Source organism: Actinoplanes regularis (assembly GCF_900188005.1).
Classification (GTDB): domain Bacteria; phylum Actinomycetota; class Actinomycetes; order Mycobacteriales; family Micromonosporaceae; genus Actinoplanes; species Actinoplanes regularis.
On the sequence record NZ_FZNR01000007.1, the window covers coordinates 298656 to 320502 of the forward strand.

Genomic DNA, 21847 nt, shown 5'->3' on the forward strand with positions numbered 1-21847 from the left:
ATGAACATGATGAGGCATATGTTCGCGCTGGTCGGCGTGGGTGTCGCCGCCGGCGCGATGATCGGTATGGGCCCGGCGCAAGCCGATCCGTCGGTCGGCCGACCGGCCTCCGGCCAGGCGTCGCACTCCCGCGACTTCGTGATCGGCTACTACGACACCAAACGGTCCTGTGAGGAGGCCGGCTCGGCCGGCCAGTGGTACAGCGCCTGGGAAGACTACGACTGCGACCCGGTCCGCGTCGGCTGGCGCGGCCGGCTGTTCCAGCTGATCGTCGACGAGGGCGACTGGTTGGGTGCCGGCGGGCCGTGGCCGAGTGGCTGGCCGTACCGGACGGACTATCCGAGCGGGCTGATGAGCGTCGACGACGGACTGGAGCCGCAGGTCCGGCCGACCGTCCTGTCGCCGATCAGCCGGCCTGCCGGGTTGTCGCCGATCAACCAGGCCGCTGGTTTGCCGTCGGTCGGCCGGCCTGCCGGTCTGTCGCCGGTCGACCGGCCCGTTGGCTCGTCGCATGCCAGGCCGGCCGGTTCGCCGACGCACAACAGGCCGGCCGGTTCGCCGACGCACAGCAAGCCGGCCGGTTCGCCGATGCACAGCGAGCCGGCCGTTTCGCCGCCACAGGGAAAGCCGGTCGGCGCTCGTCTCCCGGACCAGCCGGTGAAGGGAACCCCGCCGCGTGACAATTCCGGCGGGACGTTCTGGCCGGTGCCGTAGGGCCGCGGGCCACACCCACGCGGGGTGTGGCCCGCGACCGTCTCACCAGGCGACGGGGGCGTAATCCTTGAGGAAACAGCCGTACACGTCCTCGCCCTGCTCACCGCGCACGATCGGGTCGTACACCCGGGCCGCCCCGTCGACCAGGTCCAGCGGCGCGTGGAAACCCTCCTCGTGCAGCCGCATCTTCGTCGGGTGCGGCCGCTCGTCGGTGATCCAGCCGGTGTCGACGCTGGTCATCAGGATGCCGTCGGAGAACATGTCCTCCGCGCTGGTGCGGGTCAGCATGTTCAGCGCGGCCTTCGCCATGTTGGTGTGCGGATGCCCGGCACCCTTGTACCCGCGCCGGAAGATGCCCTCCATGGCGGAGACGTTCACGATGTACCGCCGGGGGAACGGAGACTTGGCCATCGCCGGCCGCAGTCGGCTGACCAGGATGAACGGCGCCGTAACGTTGCAGAGCTGCACCTCGAGCAGCTCGAGCGGATCGACCTCGTGCACCCGGTCGCTCCAGCTGTTGGTCGCCGTCGTGTCCGGCACCAGGCCACCCGCGTCGATAGCCACCGACCGCGCGGTCAGCGCCAGCTCGGTGATCTGCTGCGGGGTGAGCGCACCGGCCCCGGCGGTCAGCACGGCCGCCGGCGACGCCCCCGCACCACCGAAGTACTCCAGCTCGGGAAGCTTCCCGCCGGGCAGCGCCTCGGCCTCGGCGGCCGCGATCGCCGCGTAGGCCCCCGCGGTCCGGCGTACGGTCTGCGCCGCGTTGTTGATCAGAATGTCCACTGGCCCGCGCGCCGCCACCGAGTCGGCCAGACCCACCACCTGGGCCGGGTCCCGCAGGTCGATGCCGACCACCCGCAGCCGGTGCAGCCAGTCGGAGCTGTCCGGCATCGCGGTGAACCGCCGCACCGCGTCGTGCGGGAACCGAGTCGTGATCGTCAGATCCGCACCGTCACGCAGCAGGCGCAACGCGATATACATGCCGATCTTGGCCCGCCCGCCGGTGAGCAGAGCCCGCCGCCCGGTGAGATCGGTACGCGCGTCCCGGCGCTCGTGGTTGACCTTCGCGCAGTCCGGGCACAACTGGTGATAGAAAGCATCCACCACGGTGTAGCGCTGCTTGCACACGTAACACCCGCGCGCCTGCCGCAGCACCCCGGCGCTCGCCCCCGCCGTCGTACTCTTCAGCGGGATCCCGGCCGTCTCGTCATCGATCCGCCCCGGCGCCCCGGTCGCGGTCGCCGCGGTGACGGCCCGGTCGTTCGCGAGCACGGCGTCCCGGCGCTCCCGCCGCCGCTCCAGCTTCGCGGTCTTGAACAGGCCGGCCGTCGCCCGCCGCACCCGCACGGCGTCCGGATGCTCCACCGGCAGAGCTTCCACCTCGGCCAGGACGGCGAGGCAGACCGCCAAGCGGTCCGGGTCCACGCCCAGGGTCGGGTCACTGCCGGTCATTCGTAACTTCTCCCTCATCGGCCGTACTACCGCAGGCACTTTATTCCCTGCGGTTCTATCGGCCGCCGCACGCGCCCCTCAAGGGGCCCAGGTCACCCACCACCCGCAATTTTCTCCGGTACGGCGGTGGCGCGCCGCCCCGAGAAAGCCCAGCCGGTCGCCGTGGTGCAGTCCCCGCCCTCTTGCCCGCACCGGCGGCCAACCGCGCCGGCCCCAACGCCACCCAGCACAATTTGATCTTGCCTGTGGTCTCATGCGTCGCACCCGCAGCGCCACTGCCGGTGCTCGCCAGCCACCGTCCGCTTCTAGCTGCCGTCTTGGCCGCCGCGTGTGGGTGCTGATGCTCGCCGGTCACCGTCTGCTTCTTGCCGCCCTCTCGGCCGCCGCGTGTGGGTGCTGATGCTCGCCGGTCACCGTCTGCTTCTCGCTACCGTCTTGGCCGCCGTGTGCGGGTGCTGATGCTCGCCGGTCACCGTCTGCTTCTTGCCGCCGTCTTGGCCGCTGCCTGCGGTTGTGGGTGGGTGCTTATGCTCGCCAGCCACCGTGCACTCCTGGCCGCCGTCCCGGCTGCCACTGTGGTTCGCGGGTGGTGCCGGTGCTTGCCATCTACCGCACGTTTTCGGTCACCGTCTCGGCCGTCGCTGGCGGTTCGGGGGTGGGCGCGTTGCCTGCCCTGGGGCGCGGCGGGATTGCGGAAACTGGCGTCCAGCGTGGTGTCGAAAGCCTTGATACGTAAGGCCGCGCGGATGGGCGACTTCGGCTAGCTGCAACACCGCTCGAGTGGCCTATATCCAGACAAATCATTCTGGCGGGATCAGCTCTCCGAGATCTTCGCCCATGTTTCAACCGCAACTTGCCTAGATCTTGACGGGTGGCAGTGCGGCTGGTGGTCAGCTCGCCGAAAGGTCAGCCCAACGCCAGCCAGAGATCAACCTACGTGGTAGCGGGGTCCTCCTGGCTGGAACCGCCGTTGGAGCGGTGCGGGCGGCTCGGGTTGGGGGTGTGGTCGGCGAGCGTCACCGGCCGCCGGTCCGGCGCCGGTGACTTTCCGCCCAACATGTCGTCGAGGCTCTGCGGGCGGGGCTGCGTCGGGTTGCCGTGCAGCCATTCGTCCAGCGTCTGCGGCCGCCTTGCCGGCACCGAACTCACCGGCACCGAGCTGGTCGGCGCTGAGCCGGTCGGGACCGAGTTGGTTGAGACCGAGTTGGTCGGCACTGAGTCGGTTGGGACCGAGCTGGTCGGGACCGAGTTGGTCGGGACCGAGTTGGTCGGCACCGAGTTCGTCGGCACCGAGTTCGTCGGCACTGAGTCGGTCGGGACTGAGCTGGTTGGGATCGAGTTGGTCGGCACCGAGTTCCGCGGCACTGCGCTGGTCGGGACCGAGTTGGTTGGGACCGAGTTGGTTGGGACTGGACTTGCCGGAGACAGGTCGTCCAGCGGCTTCGGCCGTTGTGGCGTGTCGCCAAGGAGCGGTTGGGCCGATTCCTTCGGTTTGTGGATGGATCCGGTGGCCTGCGTCGGGATGGCCGGCTCTTCGGCTGGGGCAGGCCGGGAGCGGCGGGGTGGCTTGGGGAAGTCACCCAAGGTCGCCGGACGGCTCGAGCGTGCGGCGGGAACCTCCAGCGGCTGCGGGTGGTCCCGCTCGGTGGACCTGCCACCGAGCCAGTCGTCGAGGGTTTGCGGCCGGCGACCGCTCGGTTCCTTCGTGGAGACTGGGCCCATCGCGGAGATCGGTTCGTTTACGGAGGTCGGCGTCGTTGCGGAGGCCGGTTCGTTTCCGGGAGTCGGCGTCGGTGCGGAGGCCGGCTCGTTTGCGGAAACCTGCGTCGGTGCGGAGGCCGGTTCGTTTGCGGGAGTCGGCGTCGTTGCGGAGACCGGATCGCTCGCGGAGAGCGGTTCCTTCGCGGAGGCCGGTTCTGGACTCATCGTGACGGCCGGTTCCGGGGTGCTCGGAGCGGGCGTTGGGTCTGCCAGGCCGGTCAGCCAGGTGAAGTCCGAATCGGCGGTCGTGGTGGGTGTGCCGGGGCCACCGACGATTCCGGCGATTCGGGGGTCGGACATCCAGGTGAACGAGTCCGCGACCGCGGCCGGGATCACCCCGACCGGTGAACCCGCCATTGCCGTGGCGTGCTCCACGACGTCAGGCTCCGCACCCGTGGGCTCGTCAACATCCGGCTCCGCAAGTGTGGGCTCGTCAACGTCCGGCTCCGCAGCGGGTTCGGCAACGTCCGGTTCTGTTGCGGGCGCGGCTGCTTCCGGTTCGGCGGTCGCGGGCTTTGTTGCGGGCTCGACAACATCCGGTTCTGCTGTTGCGGGCGCGGCTGCTTCCGGCTCTGCTGCCGCAAGCTCTGCTGTGGGCTTGACAACTTCCGGCTCTGCAGCGGGCTTGGCTGCTTCCGGTTCTGCTGTCGCGGGTTCTGCTACGGGCTCGACAACTTGCGGTGATGCTGTGGGCTCGTCAACTTCCGGCTTCGCAAGCGTGGGCTCGACAACGTCGGATTCCGCCGTCGCGGGTTCTGGTGCCGGCTCGGCTGCTTCGGGTTCGGCTGGTGTTGGTTCTGTTGTTTCCGGCTTGGCGGGGGAGTGCTCCGGGGCTGCTTCGGGCGTCGCGACGACGTGTTCTGGCAGCTCTGAGATCGGGTGGGCAGCGACGTCCGGTGTCGCCTTGCTCTGGACCTCGTCGGCCTCGGGCGCTTCGTGATCCGGGATCGACGAGGGCCGGGCGTGGGCCTCCGGCTCAGGGAGGCCGGCGGTCACTGTCTCGGCTTCTGGGGCCGGGGCCACCTCGATCTTCGGCTCGTCCGCTGTCGTCGGCGCGGCGGAGGACGTTCCGGCGGGAGCTTCAGTATCCGTCTCGGTTTGGTCGCTGGAGATCACCGGGAGGAGCTCGGTGACGTCGGTGCCGACTCCGGTCGACGAGGTTTGACCGGAAACGATCTCCTCGCCGTCGGACGACTCGCCGGGATCGGCGATCGCTGCGGCGCCCACGGAAGAACCAGCGGTGTCGATTGTGTCCGCGGAGTCCGGAATGGAGTCAGCCGGATTAGTGTCAGCCAGATCGGTTTCGGCGGTGCCGGTGTCAGCCAGATCGGTTTCGGCGGTGCCGGTGTCAGCCAGATCGGTTTCGGTGCTGTCGGTGCCGGTGTCTGGCGGATCGGTTTCGGCGGTGCCGGTGTCTGGCGGATCGGTTTCGGCGGTGCCGGAGTCTGCTGGATCGGTTTCGGCGGTGGCCGTGTCTGCTGGATCGGTTTCGGTGGTGCCGGTGTCTGCCAGATCGGTTTCGGTGGTGTCGGTGTCTGCTGGATCGGTTTCGGCGGTGGCCGTGTCTGCCGGATCGGCTTCGGTGGTGTTGGAGTCGGCCGGGCCGGAGTCGGTGGTGGATTCCGGGTCGGGGGACTCAGCGCTGGCGGGGGAGTCGGACGACTCCGGTTCCAAGGCGATGATGGCGGTCTCCTCCGGAGTGGTGACCAGGGAATCGTCGTCGTCCTTGACCACCGGCAGGATCGCCGTGGCGTCATCGGAGCCGTCGACGGACAGATGAGCGGCAGCAGCCGCGTGATCCAGGATCTCGGTACCGGCGCCCGCCGTCGTCTCGGAAGGCTGCTCGCCGGCGGTCGTACCGGAAACGCTCTCCTCGCCCGCGTGCTCCGCGAGGCCGGCCTTCTCCTGGAGGCGCCGCAGCGGCCCCGGTGCCCACCACGCCGCGTCGCCCAGCAGGGCGAGAACGGCCGGCACCAGCAGCATCCGGACCACCGTCGCGTCCAGTACCAGGGCGATGATCATGCCGACGCCGACGAAGCGCATGGTGGTGACCGTGGAGAGGGCGAACGCGCCGGTCACCACGATGAGCAGCAGCGCGGCCGCGCTGATCACCCGGCCGGTGCGGGTCAGGCCGGTGGTGACCGCCTCGGCCGTGGTCGCGCCCTTGACGCGCGCCTCGACCATCCGGGAGAGCAGGAAGACCTCGTAGTCGGTGGAGAGGCCGAAGACCACGGCCGCCATCAGCACCACGATGCCGGCTTCGAGCGGGGCGGGTGTGACGTGCAGCAGGCCGGCACCGTGTCCCTGCTGGAAGAGCCAGACGAGCAGGCCGAAGGTGGCGCTGAGGCTGAGGCCGCTCATCAGCACCGCCTTGATCGGCAGCAGGACGGAGCCGAAGGCGAGGAACATCAGCAGCAGGGTGGCGCCGGTGAGCAGCCCGATCATCAGCGGGAGCCGGTCGGCGATCGCGTCCAGGCTGTCCACGTTGCGGGCGGTGACGCCGCCGACCAGGACCTCGGTCCCGGCCGGCGGTTCGCTGGTGCGGAGGTCGTCGACGACCTGGCGGGCCGCCGGGCTGAACGAGTCGGTGCTGGTGAGGGCGGCGTTGAGGACGGTGACGTTCGCGCCGGCGCCGGCCGGGGTGACTGCGGCCACGCCGGGGATCTTGGCGATCTCGGCGGCGAAGGCCTTGGCGCCGGCCGCCGGTCCGCGCACGACGACCTGCACGCCGTCGCTGCTGAACTGGGGGTACGACGTCTTGAGCGTCTCCACCGCGACCCGTGACGGATCGCCGGCGGGCAGCACCCGCTCGTCGTTCTGGCCGAACCCGACGTCCTTGATCGGCAGCGCGAGCACGATCAGCCCGGCGAGGATCGGGATCGCCACCACGACCGGCCGGCGCAGCACGAAGCCGGAGAGCCGGCGCCAGCCGCCACCTTCCCGAGCGCGTCCGCCGAACGGCAGGCGGATCGGGAGCTTGTCGACGCGCGGGCCGAGGATGGCCAGGATCGCCGGGAGCAGGGTGAGGGAGAGCAGCATGGCGAGGAAGACGGCGGCGAGGCCGCCGTACGCCAAAGATTTGAGGAAGCCCTGCGGGAAGAGGAGCAGGCCGGCGAGGGCGGTCATCAGCAGGGTCGCGGAGAAGAGCACGGTACGGCCGGCGGTCCCGACGGTGCGGCGCACGGCCTCCGCCGGATCGTGCCCGGCGGCCTGCTCCTCCCGGAACCGGCCGACCATGAACAGGCCGTAGTCGATCGCCATGCCCAGGCCGAGCAGGCTGGCCACGTTGACGGCGAACGAGTTGACGTCGTGTCCGAGCGCGACGGCGTGCAGCACGCCCAGGGAACCGAGCACCGCGCATCCGCCGACGAGCACCGGCAGGGACGCGGCGACCAGCGAGCCGAAGATCAGCAGGAGCAGGACCAGGACGATCGGCATCGAGATCAGCTCGGCCGAGGCGAGGTCGTCGGTGGAGCGCTGGTTGGAGGTGTGCGCGAGCGGCGCGCCGCCGGCCAGCTGGACGGTGGCGCCGTCGACGGCGAACCGGTCCTCGATCTCGCCGTACGCCTCGAGCTTGGCGGCATCGTCCGTGCCGGCCAGGGTGATGATCGCGACCGCGCTGGATTTGTCCTTCGCGGCGTAGGCCGGGTTCTTCTTGTCCCAGTACGAGGTGGTCGCCGTCACCGCCGTCGCGGGCAGCGCGGCGAGCCGCTCCCTGATCTGCCCGGTGAGCGCGGCGTCGTTGATGGTGCCGCCGGAGGCCGGTGTGTAGATCGCGATGACGTCGGCGCCCTGGCCGCCGACCGCCTCGGCCACCGCGTCGGCGGCGCGCGCCGACTCGCTCGCGGGATCGCCGTAGCCACCCTCGGTGAGCTGTCCGAAAACGCCCATCCCCCAGACGCCGGCGCCGAGCACCGCCACGAGCGTGACGATCAGCACCGGCCACCGGAAGCGGGCGACCCGCGATCCCCAGCCCGCGAACACCCTGTTCCCCTTTCCCGACAGCCGACTACGCGACCATCGGTCGGTCCTGAAAAACGTTTAGAAAAGCGTCGCGGCTTGGAGAGCGACGCCACCGCAGTCCGAGGAGAAGGACTCGTCGGTGATCCACTCGATCGAGATCCGGCCGGGACCGGTGGCGCGATAGCTGATCGTGTATTTCGCGGTCTTCAACGCGTCGCCGTCCTCGACCAGTTCGGAGGTGATCGCCTTGTCGCCGGTGACGAGATCGCCGGTGCTGAGCTTGATTCTGAGCAGGCCCCGCCCGGCCGTGACGCCCAGGTAGAGCCGGAGTTTCCGCGGTTCCGGGGTGGCCGGCGCGGAGAGGGTGAAGCCGTTGTCGGCGCCGCAGGTGCGGATGCCGCTGGTGGTGCCGTCGTTGCCGGCCGCCGGGGTGCCGCCGCTCCAGCGGAACCGTTCCGGGCTGAGGGTGTGCCGCCGGCGCGGGGCGTCCGGGGTGCCCTCCAGGATGGCGAACCCGCCCGCGGCGCTCCGTTCCAGCGAGTACGTGCCGCCCTCGCCCCAGTGCACCCAGTCGATCTTGCCTTCGTGCGCGAGGTCGACCGAGTCCGGCACGGAACCCTGTTCGATGGTGATCGAGTTGATCGGCGCCGGGCTGGTCGAGACGGACGGGCTGGGCAGCGGGATCGGCACCTGGTCCAGGGTCGGGTCGGTGACCGAGCCGGTCACCGGGCCGGTGGCCGCGGGACGGTCGGAGCGGCTGACTCGGGCCACGATGCCCACCAGGACCACGGCGAGCACCCCGACCATGATCACCGCGGCCGGGCCCAGGTGCTCCCGCCAGGTCGGCTTGTTCGTCTTGAGCAGCACATCGGGCACCTCGGGGCGACGACGGCGCAACTGTTCTCCAACGATGCGGGGCGAAGATCGGACGGCAGCGGCTGAAACCATCTCATCTTTGTCGCGACGGGTGAAGGGCGGGCCCGGGTATGGGCCGTACGGCCGATGATCGGTATCGGCGATTCGGGCGAGGTTCTCGGTAATCGGCGAGTACGGTTTCCGGTGTTTCCGACCGATTTATGGAGGAACTCGCAGATGAGTGACCGGACCGCCGCGGCGGAGAAGCGCCGTACCCAGGCCATCGCCGGCGGGCTCACCGGCGCGTTCGTCGTCCTGGCGCTGGTGATCGTTTACTTCGTGGTCCGCGCCGGCGACGACGACGAGCAGCCCGCCCCGACGAGCATCGCCACGACAAGCGCCGCCGCTACCTCGACGACGGCCGTCGAACCGGCGCCGCCGCCGGCGGAGAGTGTGGCGCCGCTGGCCGGGAACCCCTCGCTGCCGCCCGAGCTGGCGAAGGAACCGGAGATCCAGCCGGGCACCGGCGGGCCGCTCACCAAGCTGGAGATCACCGAGCTGGTCAAGGGGACCGGGCCGGTGGTCAAATCCGGCCAGACGGTGACGTTCAACTACAAGCTGATCCCGTACAAGGGCGGTGACGTGATCGACTCGTCCTGGAGCCGCGGCGAGCCGTTCACCTCACCGATCGGCGCCGGCCAGCTGATCCAGGGTTGGGACCAGGGCATCCCGGGTCAGCGGGTGGGCAGCCGGATCCAATTGGACGTGCCGGCCGCCCTCGCCTACAAGGACCAGGACCTGCGCTTCGTCATCGACATCCTGTCCGCCCGATGAAGCGGCCCGGGCGCACCGCTCGGTGGCCCGCGACAGCCTGGTAGCCCTCAGAGCTCCGCGACGACGATGTCGAGCCGGCGGACCCCGCCGGCCGGCCCCGGCTGCTCCTCGACCGTGAAGCCGAGGTCACGCAGGGCCGTGACCAGGTCGTCGACGCCTTCCGGCGCCGCGCCCTCGACCGCGAGGGCGCGGACCAGCCGCCCCTTGGTGGCCTTGTTGAAGTGGCTCACCACGGACCGCTTCGGCACGCCGTCGACGACGCGTTCGTGCAGCACGCGCAGGGCCGCGGCCCGGCTCGCGGCCGCCGCGGGCGGCGTCCACATCGCCGCGTACGCGCCGGAGCGGAGGTCCAGCACGGGTCCGTCGGCGGCCGCCGGGTCGAGGGCCTTCGGCAGGTTCTTCTTCCAGTACGCGGTGAGCCCGCCGACCGGGGCCGGCAGCGTCACCCCCACCGAGCAGCGGTACGCCGGAATCCGGTCACCGAGTCGCACGGCGCCCCACAGCCCGGAGAAGACCACCGCCGTCTCGAACAGCCACTTGCGCGCCGCCTCGTCCAGGGTCTCCGCGCCCAGCGCCTCGTACAGCACCCCGGTGTAGACCTCGGCGGCCGGCGCCGCGGGCGCGTCCGGAAGCTCCGCGTTGCGGGCGATCTCCCCGCGCTGCCCCTCGCTGAGTCCGAGCACGCCGAGCGAATCGGCCACCGACCGGGCACTGCCGCGCCGGCACAGGCTCACCAGCCTGGTCAGGACCCGCTTGCGGGCCGCGCTCAGCTCGGGCAGCCACAGCTCGGCCAGGTTCACCGGATCACCGGAGGTGGCGGGGGTCTTCCCCTCGGACGGCGGCAACAGAATCAGCACGCGGCGAGATTAGCGCCGCCACGCCCCGCGCCCCGGCGGGCGTGCCGGTTTCGGCCTCCATGTCAAAGAAGTTTGACTTCAGCGGGTGCGGGCCCTACCTTCGACATGTAAAACATTTTTGACCAGGGGAGGCGTGCCGGAGATGGCCGAGGACGAGCCGCTGTACACCACGAGAGAGGAGCGCCAGGTCTGGTCGGGCCTGGTCACCATGGCGGCGTCGGCGCTGCTGTACTACGCGTGGCTGGTTCCGGTGCTGGTCCGCACCCCGGTCGCCGAGATCTCCTGGGTCCCGCCGATGTTCTGGTCGATGCTGGCCGGCATGGTCGGCACCATCGTCGTGGCGATCGTCCTGGAGATCGTGGTCGCCGTCCGGCGTCCCGGCGACGAGGAGCAGGGCGCGATCGCCGTCGACGTGCGGGACCGGGAGATCGGCCGCAGCGGCAGCCGGTTTGCCACGGCGGTGCTCGGCACCGGCCTGGGCGCGGTGGTCATCCTGGCCGCGATCGGCGCCGACCACTTCTGGATCGGCAACGCGGCGTTCCTCTGCGGGTTGCTCGCGACGGTCGCCGAAGCGATCACCAAACTTCGCCTCTACCGGCGCGGCTTCTGACGATGGCACCGAAACCCACCAAGGTCACCAACCGGATCCGTGCCCTGCGCGCCGGCGCCGGCAACATGACCCAGGCCGACCTCGCGCGGCGGCTGGGCGTCACCCGGCAGACCGTGATCGCGATCGAGCAGGGTCGCTACTCCCCGTCGCTGGAGCTGGCCTTCCAGATCGCCCGTATCTTCCAGCAGCCCCTCGACGAGGTCTTCCGATACGACGAGACCTGACACGTCCGCTTCACCCGGGCAAATTCAAGATCTTTCTCCGGTACGACCGGTGGGGCCCTGTGGCCAGCCCTCGCGGGCCACGTCCCGTGACGTTGCCGCGCGAGGTCCGCGGCACCGCGGCCGCGGCGCGCGGCAACGGCCCGGGGTGGTGCCGGCCTCGCGCGAGCGCCTCACGGGACGTGGCGCGAGCCTGGCCACGGGGCCCCACAGGTCGTACTCGAAGGAAAGGATCTTGATCTTGTCTACGAGATGACGACCTCCACCTGGACCGTGGAGCCGGCCGGGGCCGGCGGCACCAGCGTGCCTTCGACCCTTTCGCCGTCGACCAGCAGGTGGTCGGCGCGGCGGCCGGATCCGGCGGGCTTGCGGACGGTGATCTCGTAGGTCGCGCCGCGATAGGAGCGGGTGGCCTGGTAGCCGGGCCAGTCGGTGGGCAGCACCGGGTCGACGCGCAGGCCGGTCAGCTCCGGCCGGATGCCGAGGATCCACTGGGTGATGGCCACGAAGTTCCACGCCGCCGTGCCGGTGAGCCAGGAGTTCTTCGCCTCGCCGTGGGTGGGCGCGTCCCGGCCGGCGATCATCTGGGCGTACACGTACGGCTCGCTGCGGTGCACGTCGCTGATCCGCTCCCGCGCCGACGGGCTGATCCGCCGGTAGTAGTCGAAGGCGCGGTCGCCGTTGCCCAGGATCGTCTCGGCGATCATGATCCACGGGTTGGTGTGGCAGAAGATGCCGGCGTTCTCCTTGTACCCGGGCGGGTACGAGGAGATCTCGCCCAACTCGATCCGGTACCCGGAGTACGCGGGCTGCTGCAGCACGATCCCGTGCGGGGTGGCCAACCGCTCGGCGACGCTGTCCAGGGCCCGGGCGGCCAGCCCGTCGTCGAGTCCGACACCGGCCAGCACGCACAGGCCCTGCGGCTCGACGAAGATCTGCCCCTCGTCGTTCTCGCCGGAGCCGATCGGGTTGCCGTAGAAGTCGTAGGCCCGGCGGAACCAGGCGCCGTCCCAGCCGTGCTCGATGATCGTGCCGGTCATCTTCTCCGCCGCGGCCCGGTACTCGGCCGCCTTGCCGTGCAGCCCGAGCAGGTCGGCGATGCCGGCCAGTTCCTTGGCGGCGAGCACGAACTGGCCGGCGATGAAGACCGACTCGGCCTGACCGCCGATGCTGTTCTCGGTGGTCTGGAACGGCTCGCCCGGGGTGTCGGAGAAGCAGTTGAGGTTGAGGCAGTCGTTCCAGTCGGCCCGCCCGATCAGCGGCAGGCCGTGCGGCCCGAGCCGGTCCAGGGTGTAGTTCAGGGAGCGGGTCAGGTGCTCGTAGAGCGGCTTCTCGCTGCCGGGCAGGTTGTCGAAGGGCACCGGCTCGTCCAGGATGCCCAGGTCGCCGGTCTCCTTGAGATAGGCGGCGACGCCGAGGATCAGCCACAGCGGGTCGTCGTTGAAGCCCTCGCCGATGTCGTTGTTCCCGCGTTTGGTCAGCGGCTGGTACTGGTGGTACGCGCCGCCGGTGGACAGCTGGGTGGCGGCGATGTCCAGGATCCGCTCGCGGGCGCGCTCCGGGATGATGTGCACGAAACCGAGCAGGTCCTGGTTGGAGTCGCGGAAGCCCATGCCGCGGCCGATCCCGGACTCGAAGAACGACGCCGACCGGCTCAGGTTGAAGGTCACCATGCACTGGTACGCGTTCCAGATGTTGACCATCCGGTCGGTGTCGGCGTCCGGGGTGCGCACCCGCAGCCCGCCGAGCAGCCGGTCCCAGTGGGCGGCCAGCGCCGCGAAGCCCTCGGTGACGGTCTCCGGGCGCAGCCAGCGCTCGATCACCGGTCGTACGTGCCGCTTGTTGAGGGTCTGGGAGCCGGGCGGATCGAACTTCTCGGCGCGCGGGTTCTCCGCGTAACCGAGCACGAAGATCACCTCGCGGGTCTCGCCCGGGGCCAGGGCGAGCCGGACGTGGTGGCTGCCGATCGGCGCCCAGCCGTTCGCGACCGAGCCGGTGGCGGCGCCGTGTTCGACAACGACCGGCCGGTCCCATCCGCGGTAGGCGCCGAGGAACGCCTCACGCTGGGTGTCGAACCCGGCCAGCGGCTCCGAGCAGGCGAAGTACGCGAAGTGATCGCGCCGCTCCCGGTACTCGGTCTTGTGGTAGATGACCCCGCCGTCGACCTCGACCTGGCCGGTGGAGAAGTTGCGCTGGAAGTTGGTCGCGTCGTCCTGGGCGTCCCAGAGGCAGAACTCCACCGAGGAGAAGAGCGAGATCTCCGCGGGGGTGTCCCGCTCGTTGGTGATCCGGGCCCGCCACACCTCGAGGGTCTCGTTCAGCGGTACGAAGTAGAGCGTCTCGGCGCGGATGCCGCGGCGCGCGGAGGCGATCCGGGTGTACGACAGGCCGTGCCGGCACTCGTAGTCGTCCAGGTCGCGTTGGGTCGGCTGCCAGGACGCGGACCAGTAGTCGCCGGTGGCGTCGTCGCGCAGATACAGATAGCGGCCGCCGAGGTCGAGCGGGGCGTTGTTGTAGCGGTAGCGGGTCAACCGGCGCAGCCGGGCGTCGCGGTAGAACGAGTAGCCGCCCGCGGTGTTGGAGATCAGTCCGAAGTACGCCTCGCTGCCCAGGTAGTTGATCCAGGGCAGCGGGGTGTCCGGCCGATCGATGACGTACTCGCGGGCGTGGTCGTCGAAGTATCCGTAGCGCACCAAGAACCTCCGTTGGTGGTACCGACTCGTGGGAGCGCTCCCAGCACGGATTGTAAACGACCGTCGGGGTCCGGAGATTAGGTCGAACAGCCGATTCTCCGGATGGCTGAGTCCGTCCTGGGCTATCGGACGCGGCGTACCAGCACCAGCCGTGGCCGGGTGAGCAGGGTTGTCGTCCCGACCGCGAGGAAGGGCCCGACCGGTACGGTCAGATCAACGATCGATCGCTCGAGTCCCTCAGGACCTCAGCACCGAGCCGACCATCCGGTGCACCGCCTCCTCGTCGGGCGGCGTGCCGGTGCGGTCGGCGAAGAGCAGGTGCCCGGTCCCGATCAGCATCGCCGCCAGGGTCTGCGCCTCGGCCCCGGCCGGGATCCGGCCCAGCTCCTGCTCGGCGGCCAGGTAATCGGCGATCATCTCGGCGGCCTCGGTGAGCACCGGGACGCCGGCCGGCCAGGTGTGCCGCAGCCGGGCCCGCAGCTCGTCGCGGAACGTGATCAGCGCGATGATCGCCACCGCCACGGAGCCGAAGAGCGCGGTCAGGGCCGTGGTCAGGTTGCCGGCAACGGTGCCGGTGCCGGCCGCGGAGCGCAGGGCGGCGGCCTCCGGGACGAGCCGTTCGACCCGGTCGAGCACGTAGTCGGCCAGGAACGCGTCGAAGTCGTCGAAGTGGCGGTGCAGGACGCCCTTGGCGCAGCCGGCCTCGGTGGTCACGGCCCGGCTGGTCAGGCCGCTCGGCCCGTCCCGTAGCAGGATCCGGTCGGCGGCGTCGAACAGCTGGCGGCGTACGTCACGGAGGGCGACCCCTGTCGGCACCGGCGTTCCTTCCTGGCCTCTTCACCTGCCTGGACAATCTACCGGCTTGGCGAGTGGGCGAGTGCCCACTAGAGTGGGCGCATGCCCACTCCCCCCGAGATCCATCAGCTCCGGCAGGCCGCCGAGTCCTTCGGCGTGGACGCCGAGCGTTACGACCGGACCCGCCCGCCCTACCCGGCCGCGCTGCTCGACCGGATCGTCGAGGCCGCACCCGGCCGGCAGGTGCTGAACGCCGGCTGCGGCACCGGCATCGAGTCCCGGCAGCTGTGGGAGCGCGGCTGCACCGTGCTCGGCGTCGAGCCGGACCCGCGGATGGCCGGATTCGCCCGGCGCACCGGCATCGAGGTCGAGGAGGCCAGGTTCGAGGACTGGCGACCGGCCGGGCGCACGTTCGACCTGGTCGTCGCCGGGACCGCGTGGCACTGGATCGACCCGGTCGCGGGTGCGGCGAAGGCGGCCGAGGTGTTGCGGCCGGGCGGGCGGCTCGCGCCGTTCTGGCACACGTTCAAGCTGCCGGACGAGATGGCGGCCGGGTTCGGCGAGGTGTTCCGGCGGCTGGTGCCGGACTCGCCGTTCGACCCGGGCCGGCAGCCGGTCGGGTCAGCCGTCGAGGGCTACCAGCCGATCCTGACCAGGGCGGCTGACGGGATCCGGGCGGCCGGTGGCTTCACCGAGCCGGAGCAGTGGCAGGTGGACTGGGAGAAGAGGTACAGCCGGGACGAGTGGCTGGACCAGCTGCCGACCTCGGGCGCGCTCACCCGGCTCCCGGCCGACCGGCTCGCCGCGATCACCGAGGCGGTCGGGGCGACGATCGACCGGATGGGCGGTGACTTCGTCATGTCGTACACGTCGGTCACGGTCACCGCCGCACGGGTCAGGACGTAGCCGGCACCGTCACGGTGGTCTTCACGGTCGCCCGGTTCAGGTCGTCGACCCGGATCGTGAACGCGATCTCGTACGTCCCGGGCAGCGGGAACGAGATCGAGCCGAGCGCGTGGTGCGGCGGATCCAGCCCGAGCAGCGGCTCCTTCACCGCCTCCAGGCCCTGTCCCATCAGCTGCGTGCTGACCTGCCACTCGGCCGGCGGCAACGGCTTGCCCTCGGGCGTGTAGAGGAACGCGTGCACCGTGTTGTACTCGCCCTGCTCCACCGGGTAGATGTTGAACTGCAGCGTGTAGAGCGGGCTGGTCAGCGTCTGCGAGACGCCGACGCCGGTGACCGCGCCCGCCTCGGCGCCGGCCGTCCGGCCCGGGTTGACCTGCACCAGCACCGCGCTCAGCGCCAGGATGACCGCGGTCGCCGCCACCTCGACGCCGACCGTGCGGCGCAGCCCGGACCCCGCGCCCGAGCGCTGGACGAACCGGCGGGCGACGGCCGCGGCCGCCAGCACCAGGGCCAGCACGCCGAGCTTGACGAGCAGGAGACGGCCGTACCCGGTCCGGAACAGCGCGTCCACGGAGCCCAGCTGGACCACCGCCTGCACGGTGCCGGCGATCACCAGCCAGAGCACCGACAGGGCGGCCCAGCGGGACCAGGCCGGCAGCAGCACCCCGAGCACCCGGCGGTCGGTGCCCCGCAGCAGGAACACCGTCAAGGTGAGCAGGCCACCCAGCCAGAGCGCCATGGTGGCCAGGTGCACGACGTCGACCGTGACCGTCACGGCCGGCATCGGGGTGGCGATCGCGTGCCCGGTCAGCGGCCAGGTGGCCAGGCCGGCCAGGCCCAGCCCGAGGACCAGGGCGGCCCGCGGCCGCGTCGCGGTGCCTCGCAGCACCGGGGGGAGCGCGACGACAAGGGCCACCAGCAGGGCCAGCCGGGCCAGCAGGGTGAGACCGAACCGGCTGCCGGCGACCTCGGCCAGCTCACCGGCGGAGACCTGCCACAGGGCGGCGCCGCTGCCCTGCTGGGCCTGCGTGCCCAGCGAGCCCAGGGTGGCGATCGCGGTCAGGGCGAAGCCGAGTCGCACGGTGCGGATCGCCCCGGTGCGGGAGCGGCGGGGCCAGAGGAACGCCAGGAACATCGCCGGGCCGACGATCAGGGTCAGCCCGGCGTACCCCAGAGTCCGCAGGGTGGGAACGGCGGCCCGGACCGAGGGATGGATGCCGGTGCTGGTCGCGGCCTCCGGCCGGGCCGAGGGCGCGCCGACCGAGAAGGTGATCGCGCCGCCGATCGGATGGCTGTCCGCGGAGATCACCCGATAACTGATCAGGTACGTCCCGAGCGGGTGCTTCGCGGAACGGACCGGGATGTGCAGCACCGCGCCGCGCGCCGTGGCCAGGCCGGAGATCCGCTCGCCGTCCGGCGCGACCACCTGCACGTGCCCGCTGACCGGGCTGATCGCCTCGCTGAACGTGACCGTCACCTCGGTCGGTGAGCTGCCCACCACGCTGCCCGGCGCTGGGCTCGAGCCGACCGTCGCGGCGTGCGCGAAAGCCGGCTCCGGCGCCGCCAGCAGACCCCCCAACGCGAGCAGGAGCAGCAGGAACAAGCGCGGAAGTCTCCCGGTCACACCGGATAGTTCGGATCGCGGTACGGAAAGGTTCAAGACGCTGACCGCTGGTTACCATCCGAGGACACCCCGAGGAGGCTCGCCATGTCCGTACACCCCCGTGCCGGTAAGCCCGCTGAGCCGTCCGATCTGATCGACGTGCCGAAGGTTATCTCGCGTTATTACACCGAGCACCCGGAGGGGGCGGAGGTGGCCCAGCGGGTCGCGTTCGGGACCTCCGGGCATCGCGGGTCGAGCCTGCGCACCGCGTTCAACGAGGACCACATCGCGGCGACCAGCCAGGCGATCGTCGAGTACCGCCGGGAGCAGGGCATCGGCGGCCCGCTCTTCATGGGGCGGGACACGCACGCGCTGAGCGAGCCGGCTCAGCTGACCGCCCTGGAGGTCTTCGCCGCCAACGACGTCACCGTGCTGATCGACAGCCGGGACGGGTACACGCCCACGCCCGCGGTCTCCCACGCGATTCTGTCGTACAACGCGAAGAATCACGGCAAAGCGGACGGGGTCGTCGTCACGCCGTCGCACAACCCGCCGGACGACGGCGGCTTCAAGTACAACCCGCCGGACGGCGGGCCGGCCGGCACCGACGCCACCAGGTGGATCCAGGACCGGGCGAACGAGTTGATCGCGGGCGGGCTCAAGGGCGTGCACCGGGTCAGCGCGGGGCGGGCCCGGGGCTCGGCGAACGTCTCCGGGTACGACTTCCTCGGCTCGTACGTCGACGACCTGCCGTCGGTGATCGACATCGCGGCGATCCGTGACGCCGGGGTGCGCATCGGCGCCGACCCGCTCGGCGGGGCGAGCGTCGCGTACTGGGGGGAGATCGCCGAGCGGCACGGGCTCGACCTGACCGTGGTCAACCCGGTCGTCGACCCGCGCTTCGGCTTCATGACCCTGGACTGGGACGGCAAGATCCGGATGGACTGCTCGTCGCCGTACGCGATGGCGTCCCTGATCGCCCGGAAGGACCGCTTCCAGATCGCCACCGGCAACGACGCGGACGCCGACCGGCACGGCATCGTCACGCCGGACGGCGGCCTGATGAACCCGAACCACTACCTCGCCGTCGCCATCGACTACCTGTTCCGGGCGCGCGAGGGCTGGCCGGTCACCGCCGGAATCGGCAAGACCCTGGTCTCCTCATCGATGATCGACCGGGTCGCCGCGGACCTGGGCCGCCGCCTCGACGAGGTGCCGGTCGGCTTCAAGTGGTTCGTGCCCGGCCTGCTGGACGCGTCGATCGGCTTCGGCGGCGAGGAGAGCGCCGGCGCCTCGTTCCTGCGCCGCGACGGCGGCGTGTGGAGCACCGACAAGGACGGCATCCTGCTCGACCTGCTCGCCTCGGAGATCATCGCCACCACCGGCAGGACGCCGAGCGAGCACTACCGGGCCCTGACGGAGCGGTTCGGTGCCCCCGCCTACGCCCGGATCGACGCCCCGGCCAGCCGCGCGGAGAAGGCCGTCCTGGGCCGGCTCTCGCCGGAGCAGGTGACGGCGAAGGAACTCGCCGGCGAGCCGATCACCGCGGTGCTGACCAACGCGCCCGGCAACGGCGCGGCCATCGGCGGCCTCAAGGTGGTGACCGGCTCCGGCTGGTTCGCCGCGCGTCCGTCCGGCACCGAGGACGTCTACAAGATCTACGCGGAGTCGTTCCACGGCCCCGACCACCTGGCCCGGATCCAGGAGGAGGCTCGCGCGGTCGTCTCAGCCGCCCTGCGGGGCTGAGAATCCGCTCAGTTTCCCGCGGCTCCGGCCGACTGGAAGACCGTCATGAGCGTTCGCAACACCGCCGGTAAACGGCCACGATCCGGCGGACACGCACCCGCGGTGATCGCGTTCGCCGCGACCGCAGCGGTGCTGGTGTGGCTCCTGCTCGGCGTGCCCGGGGATCTCTACCTCGGGTTCGTCGGCGGGCCGGTGGCGATGGCGGCGGCGGCCTTCGCCGCCCACGGGGTCGCCTCGCGGGAGCGGGTGCCCCGGCCGGTCCGCACGTTCTGGGGGCTGCTGCGGTACGCCGCCGGATTCCTGTTCCTCGCCGCGGTGATCGCGGTGCTGCGAGAGAACAACGACACCGGGGTGTCGATCTACGTCGGCCTGCCCCTGCTGGTCGGCGTCCTGATCCTGATGATCGCGTTCCTGCGCCTGCCGTTCGGTGAGCGCACGACGCTCGGCCGGGCCCAGGCCCTGCTCGACGGCGCCACCGTGGCCGTGGCCAGCACGCTGATCTACTGGTACGTCGTCCTCGACCTCGCCCCCTCCGACACGCCGCTCTTCGCCCGGGTGGTCGCCGCGACCATCGGGGTCAGCGGCGTCCTGCTGCTCGTGGTGCTCGGCAAGGCGGCCGCCTCCCCGGCGAGAACGGTCGACCCCGCCTCGCTGCGGGTGCTGACCATCGCGCCGCTGGCCGGCGGGGTCGGCACCATCCTGCTGATCGCCGGCACCGGCATGGCGCGCCTGGTGTTCGCCGTTCTCGCGCTCCCGCTGGTCGGGTTCTCCATCGCGTTCGCCGCCCACCTGCAGCAGCGGGCGCTGGACGCCCCGGAGCGCCCGGTCGCCGAGGCCAAGGGCCGCTCGGTGTTGAACCTGCTGCCGCTCATCGGGGTCACCGCCACCGCCGCCCTGGTGATCACCGTCAGCGCTCAGGAGATGACCGAACGGCAGCGCACCCTGATCATCGGCGCGGTGCTGATCACCTGTTTCGTGGTCGCCCGACAGCTGCTCAGCCTGCGGGAGAACAAGCTCGCCCTGGCCGGCATCCGCCGGCAGCAGGCCGAACTGGAACGGCTCGCGCTCAGCGACACACTGACCGGCCTGCCCAACCGCACCAAGTTCGCGGTCGCCCTCGGCGAACGGATCGAGGCGCATCAGCCGGCCAGCGCGCTGCTGATCGACGTCGACGACTTCAAGATGATCAACGACACGCTCGGCCCGGCCGCCGGTGATCAGCTGCTCTACCAGGTGGCGCAGCGGCTACGCGCGCACTGCCTCGCCGGCGAGCTGGCCGCCCGGCTCGGCGGCGACGAGTTCGCCGTCCTGCTGCCGACCGACGACCCGGCCGAGGCCGAGGCGGTCGCGGCCCGGTTGCTGGCCGGGCTGGGCGAGCCGTTCAACGTCGCCGACCAGCGGCTGCTGCTGCACGCCAGCGTCGGCATCGCGATCGCGGCGGCCGGCGAGACCGCCGACGAGGTGCAGCGCAACGCGGACATCGCGATGTACGCCGCGAAGGAGTCCGGCAAGGCCTCCTGGGTGCGCTTCGAGCCGCAGATGCGCCAGGACATGGCGCACCACGCCCGGCTCGCCAGCGAGCTGCACAACGCGATCGTCAGGGGCGAGCTTCGCCTGGTGTACCAGCCGGTCTTCGACCTGCGCACCGGCCTGCCGTCCGGGGCCGAGGCCCTGGTCCGCTGGCAACATCCGGAGCGTGGCTTCGTCTCGCCCGCCGACTTCATCCCGGTCGCCGAGCGCTCCGGCCTGATCGTCCCGCTCGGGAGCTGGGTGCTGCGCGAGGCCTGCGAGCAGCTGGCCCGCTGGCGTGCCGAGTTCGGCGACGAGGCGATCCCTTCGATCAACGTGAACGTGGCCGTGCGGCAACTGCGGGAGGCCGGCTTCGTGGACGAGGTCGCCGCGGTGCTCAGCGAGACCGGCCTGACCTCGGGGAACCTGATCATCGAGGTGACCGAGTCGTCGGTCGTCGACGGCTGGCAGGTCCGGGAGACCCTGCAGTCGCTGCACGAGATGGGTGTCCAGCTGGCCCTGGACGACTTCGGCACCGGGCAGTCGTCGCTGAGCCTGCTCCGCGCGTTCCCGGTCGACGTGCTGAAGCTGGACAAGTCCTTCGTGGACGGCATCGCCGACGGGGCCGACCGGGGGCGCCTCGCGGTGGCCGCGGCGGTCGCTCAGCTCGCGGAGTATCTGCAGCTCAAGGCGGTCGCCGAGGGCATCGAGAACGTGGAGCAGCTGGAGCGGCTGCGGGAGATGGGGTACCGGTACGGCCAGGGCTATCTGATGGCCAAGCCTCTCCCGGCCGAGGAGTGCGGCAAGCTGATGTCCGCCGCACCCGCCCACGTCTTCTGAACACAAGGTCCTCCTGAACCGGGAAGGCCGGTCGCCGGGGAGGTCGGCTTGCAGGGGGCGGGGTGTTTCCGGTCGCTGTCTCGGCCGCCGTTTGCGGTTCGCGGATGGGCGCTGGTGCTCGCCGGCCACCGTCCGTCTTTGGTCACCGTTCCGGCCGCCGCTTGCGGTTCGGCGGTGGGGGCGTTTGCTTGCCGGGGTACGGCGGGATTGCGGAAACCTTGCGCACGTGATGCCGCGCCACGGGCCTGCAACCCCCGGATGTTGCCGTCGCGGCTCATCTGCCGGGAGCGCCCGACCGCATTCCGGGACGACCGCGCCCACCAGCCGACCGCAAGCGGCGACGCCGACCGCAAGCGGCGATGCCGACCGCAAGCGGCGATGCCGACCGCAAGCAGCGACGCCGACCGCAATCTGCCGACCACACCGCATGGCGATCAGCTGGGCGTCCGGCGCGAGCTGCCCCCGATTGGGGGTGGGCTGCGGGGAAT

At 71.1% G+C, this 21847-nt stretch carries 14 protein-coding genes; 7 read left to right on the plus strand and 7 right to left on the minus strand.

What is annotated here, in order from left to right:
* Positions 1–714: a hypothetical protein gene (locus tag CHC09_RS20850; protein WP_143232442.1), complete on the plus strand. Its 714-nt coding sequence runs from the start codon at positions 1–3 to the stop codon at positions 712–714.
* Positions 715–756: 42 nt separating this feature from the next.
* Here the strand turns inward: CHC09_RS20850 and CHC09_RS20855 are convergent, their stop codons facing one another.
* The 3 genes from CHC09_RS20855 to CHC09_RS20865 all read right to left on the minus strand — a co-directional run bounded on the left by CHC09_RS20855 (position 757) and on the right by CHC09_RS20865 (position 8787).
* On the minus strand, positions 757–2166 hold the full coding sequence (locus tag CHC09_RS20855; protein ID WP_089294822.1) for an SDR family oxidoreductase: 1410 nt from the start codon (positions 2164–2166) through the stop codon (positions 757–759).
* Between the two features lie 933 nt (positions 2167–3099).
* Positions 3100–7911, minus strand: a complete 4812-nt coding sequence (locus CHC09_RS48460) for an MMPL family transporter (protein WP_275407873.1) — start codon at positions 7909–7911, stop codon at positions 3100–3102.
* A gap of 57 nt (positions 7912–7968) precedes the next feature.
* A complete protein-coding gene (locus tag CHC09_RS20865; protein ID WP_239138362.1) occupies positions 7969–8787 on the minus strand; it encodes a hypothetical protein in 819 nt (272 codons plus the stop codon).
* Positions 8788–8982: 195 nt separating this feature from the next.
* Here CHC09_RS20865 and CHC09_RS20870 point away from each other — a divergent pair, with 195 nt between their 5' ends.
* Positions 8983–9579, plus strand: a complete 597-nt coding sequence (locus tag CHC09_RS20870) for an FKBP-type peptidyl-prolyl cis-trans isomerase (RefSeq protein ID WP_089294824.1) — start codon at positions 8983–8985, stop codon at positions 9577–9579.
* Positions 9580–9626: 47 nt separating this feature from the next.
* Here the strand turns inward: CHC09_RS20870 and yaaA are convergent, their stop codons facing one another.
* A complete protein-coding gene (yaaA, locus tag CHC09_RS20875) occupies positions 9627–10436 on the minus strand; it encodes a peroxide stress protein YaaA (RefSeq protein ID WP_089294825.1) in 810 nt (269 codons plus the stop codon).
* A gap of 142 nt (positions 10437–10578) precedes the next feature.
* Between yaaA and CHC09_RS20880 the strand changes: the two genes are divergently transcribed.
* On the plus strand, positions 10579–11046 hold the full coding sequence (locus CHC09_RS20880; protein WP_143232443.1) for a hypothetical protein: 468 nt from the start codon (positions 10579–10581) through the stop codon (positions 11044–11046).
* 2 nt (positions 11047–11048) lie between these two features.
* Positions 11049–11270: a helix-turn-helix transcriptional regulator gene (locus CHC09_RS20885; protein WP_089294827.1), complete on the plus strand. Its 222-nt coding sequence runs from the start codon at positions 11049–11051 to the stop codon at positions 11268–11270.
* A gap of 242 nt (positions 11271–11512) precedes the next feature.
* On the opposite strand, the gene CHC09_RS20890 is transcribed toward CHC09_RS20885, so the two are convergent.
* Positions 11513–13960 carry a glycoside hydrolase family 94 protein gene (locus CHC09_RS20890; protein ID WP_089294828.1) on the minus strand — a complete coding sequence of 816 codons (2448 nt, stop codon included), beginning with the start codon at positions 13958–13960 and terminating at the stop codon, positions 11513–11515.
* 237 nt (positions 13961–14197) lie between these two features.
* Entirely contained in the window at positions 14198–14776 is a 579-nt protein-coding gene (locus CHC09_RS20895; protein ID WP_089294829.1) for a TetR/AcrR family transcriptional regulator, read from the minus strand.
* Between the two features lie 81 nt (positions 14777–14857).
* On the opposite strand from CHC09_RS20895, the gene CHC09_RS20900 reads away from it, so the two are divergent.
* Positions 14858–15661: a class I SAM-dependent methyltransferase gene (locus CHC09_RS20900; protein ID WP_179277206.1), complete on the plus strand. Its 804-nt coding sequence runs from the start codon at positions 14858–14860 to the stop codon at positions 15659–15661.
* On the opposite strand, the gene CHC09_RS20905 is transcribed toward CHC09_RS20900, so the two are convergent.
* Positions 15651–17264, minus strand: coding sequence for a copper resistance CopC/CopD family protein (locus CHC09_RS20905; RefSeq protein ID WP_089294830.1), 1614 nt, complete (start codon positions 17262–17264; stop codon positions 15651–15653). The genes CHC09_RS20900 and CHC09_RS20905 overlap by 11 nt on opposite strands.
* A 105-nt stretch (positions 17265–17369) precedes the next feature.
* Here CHC09_RS20905 and pgm point away from each other — a divergent pair, with 105 nt between their 5' ends.
* Together pgm and CHC09_RS20915 are read left to right on the plus strand one after the other, a co-directional pair.
* Entirely contained in the window at positions 17370–19010 is a 1641-nt protein-coding gene (gene pgm, locus CHC09_RS20910) for a phosphoglucomutase (alpha-D-glucose-1,6-bisphosphate-dependent) (RefSeq protein WP_089294831.1), read from the plus strand.
* A gap of 45 nt (positions 19011–19055) precedes the next feature.
* The gene (locus tag CHC09_RS20915) at positions 19056–21359 is read left to right on the plus strand and encodes a putative bifunctional diguanylate cyclase/phosphodiesterase (RefSeq protein WP_089294832.1); all 2304 of its coding nucleotides are present in this window, start codon (positions 19056–19058) and stop codon (positions 21357–21359) included.
* Positions 21360–21847: the final 488 nt, after the last annotated feature.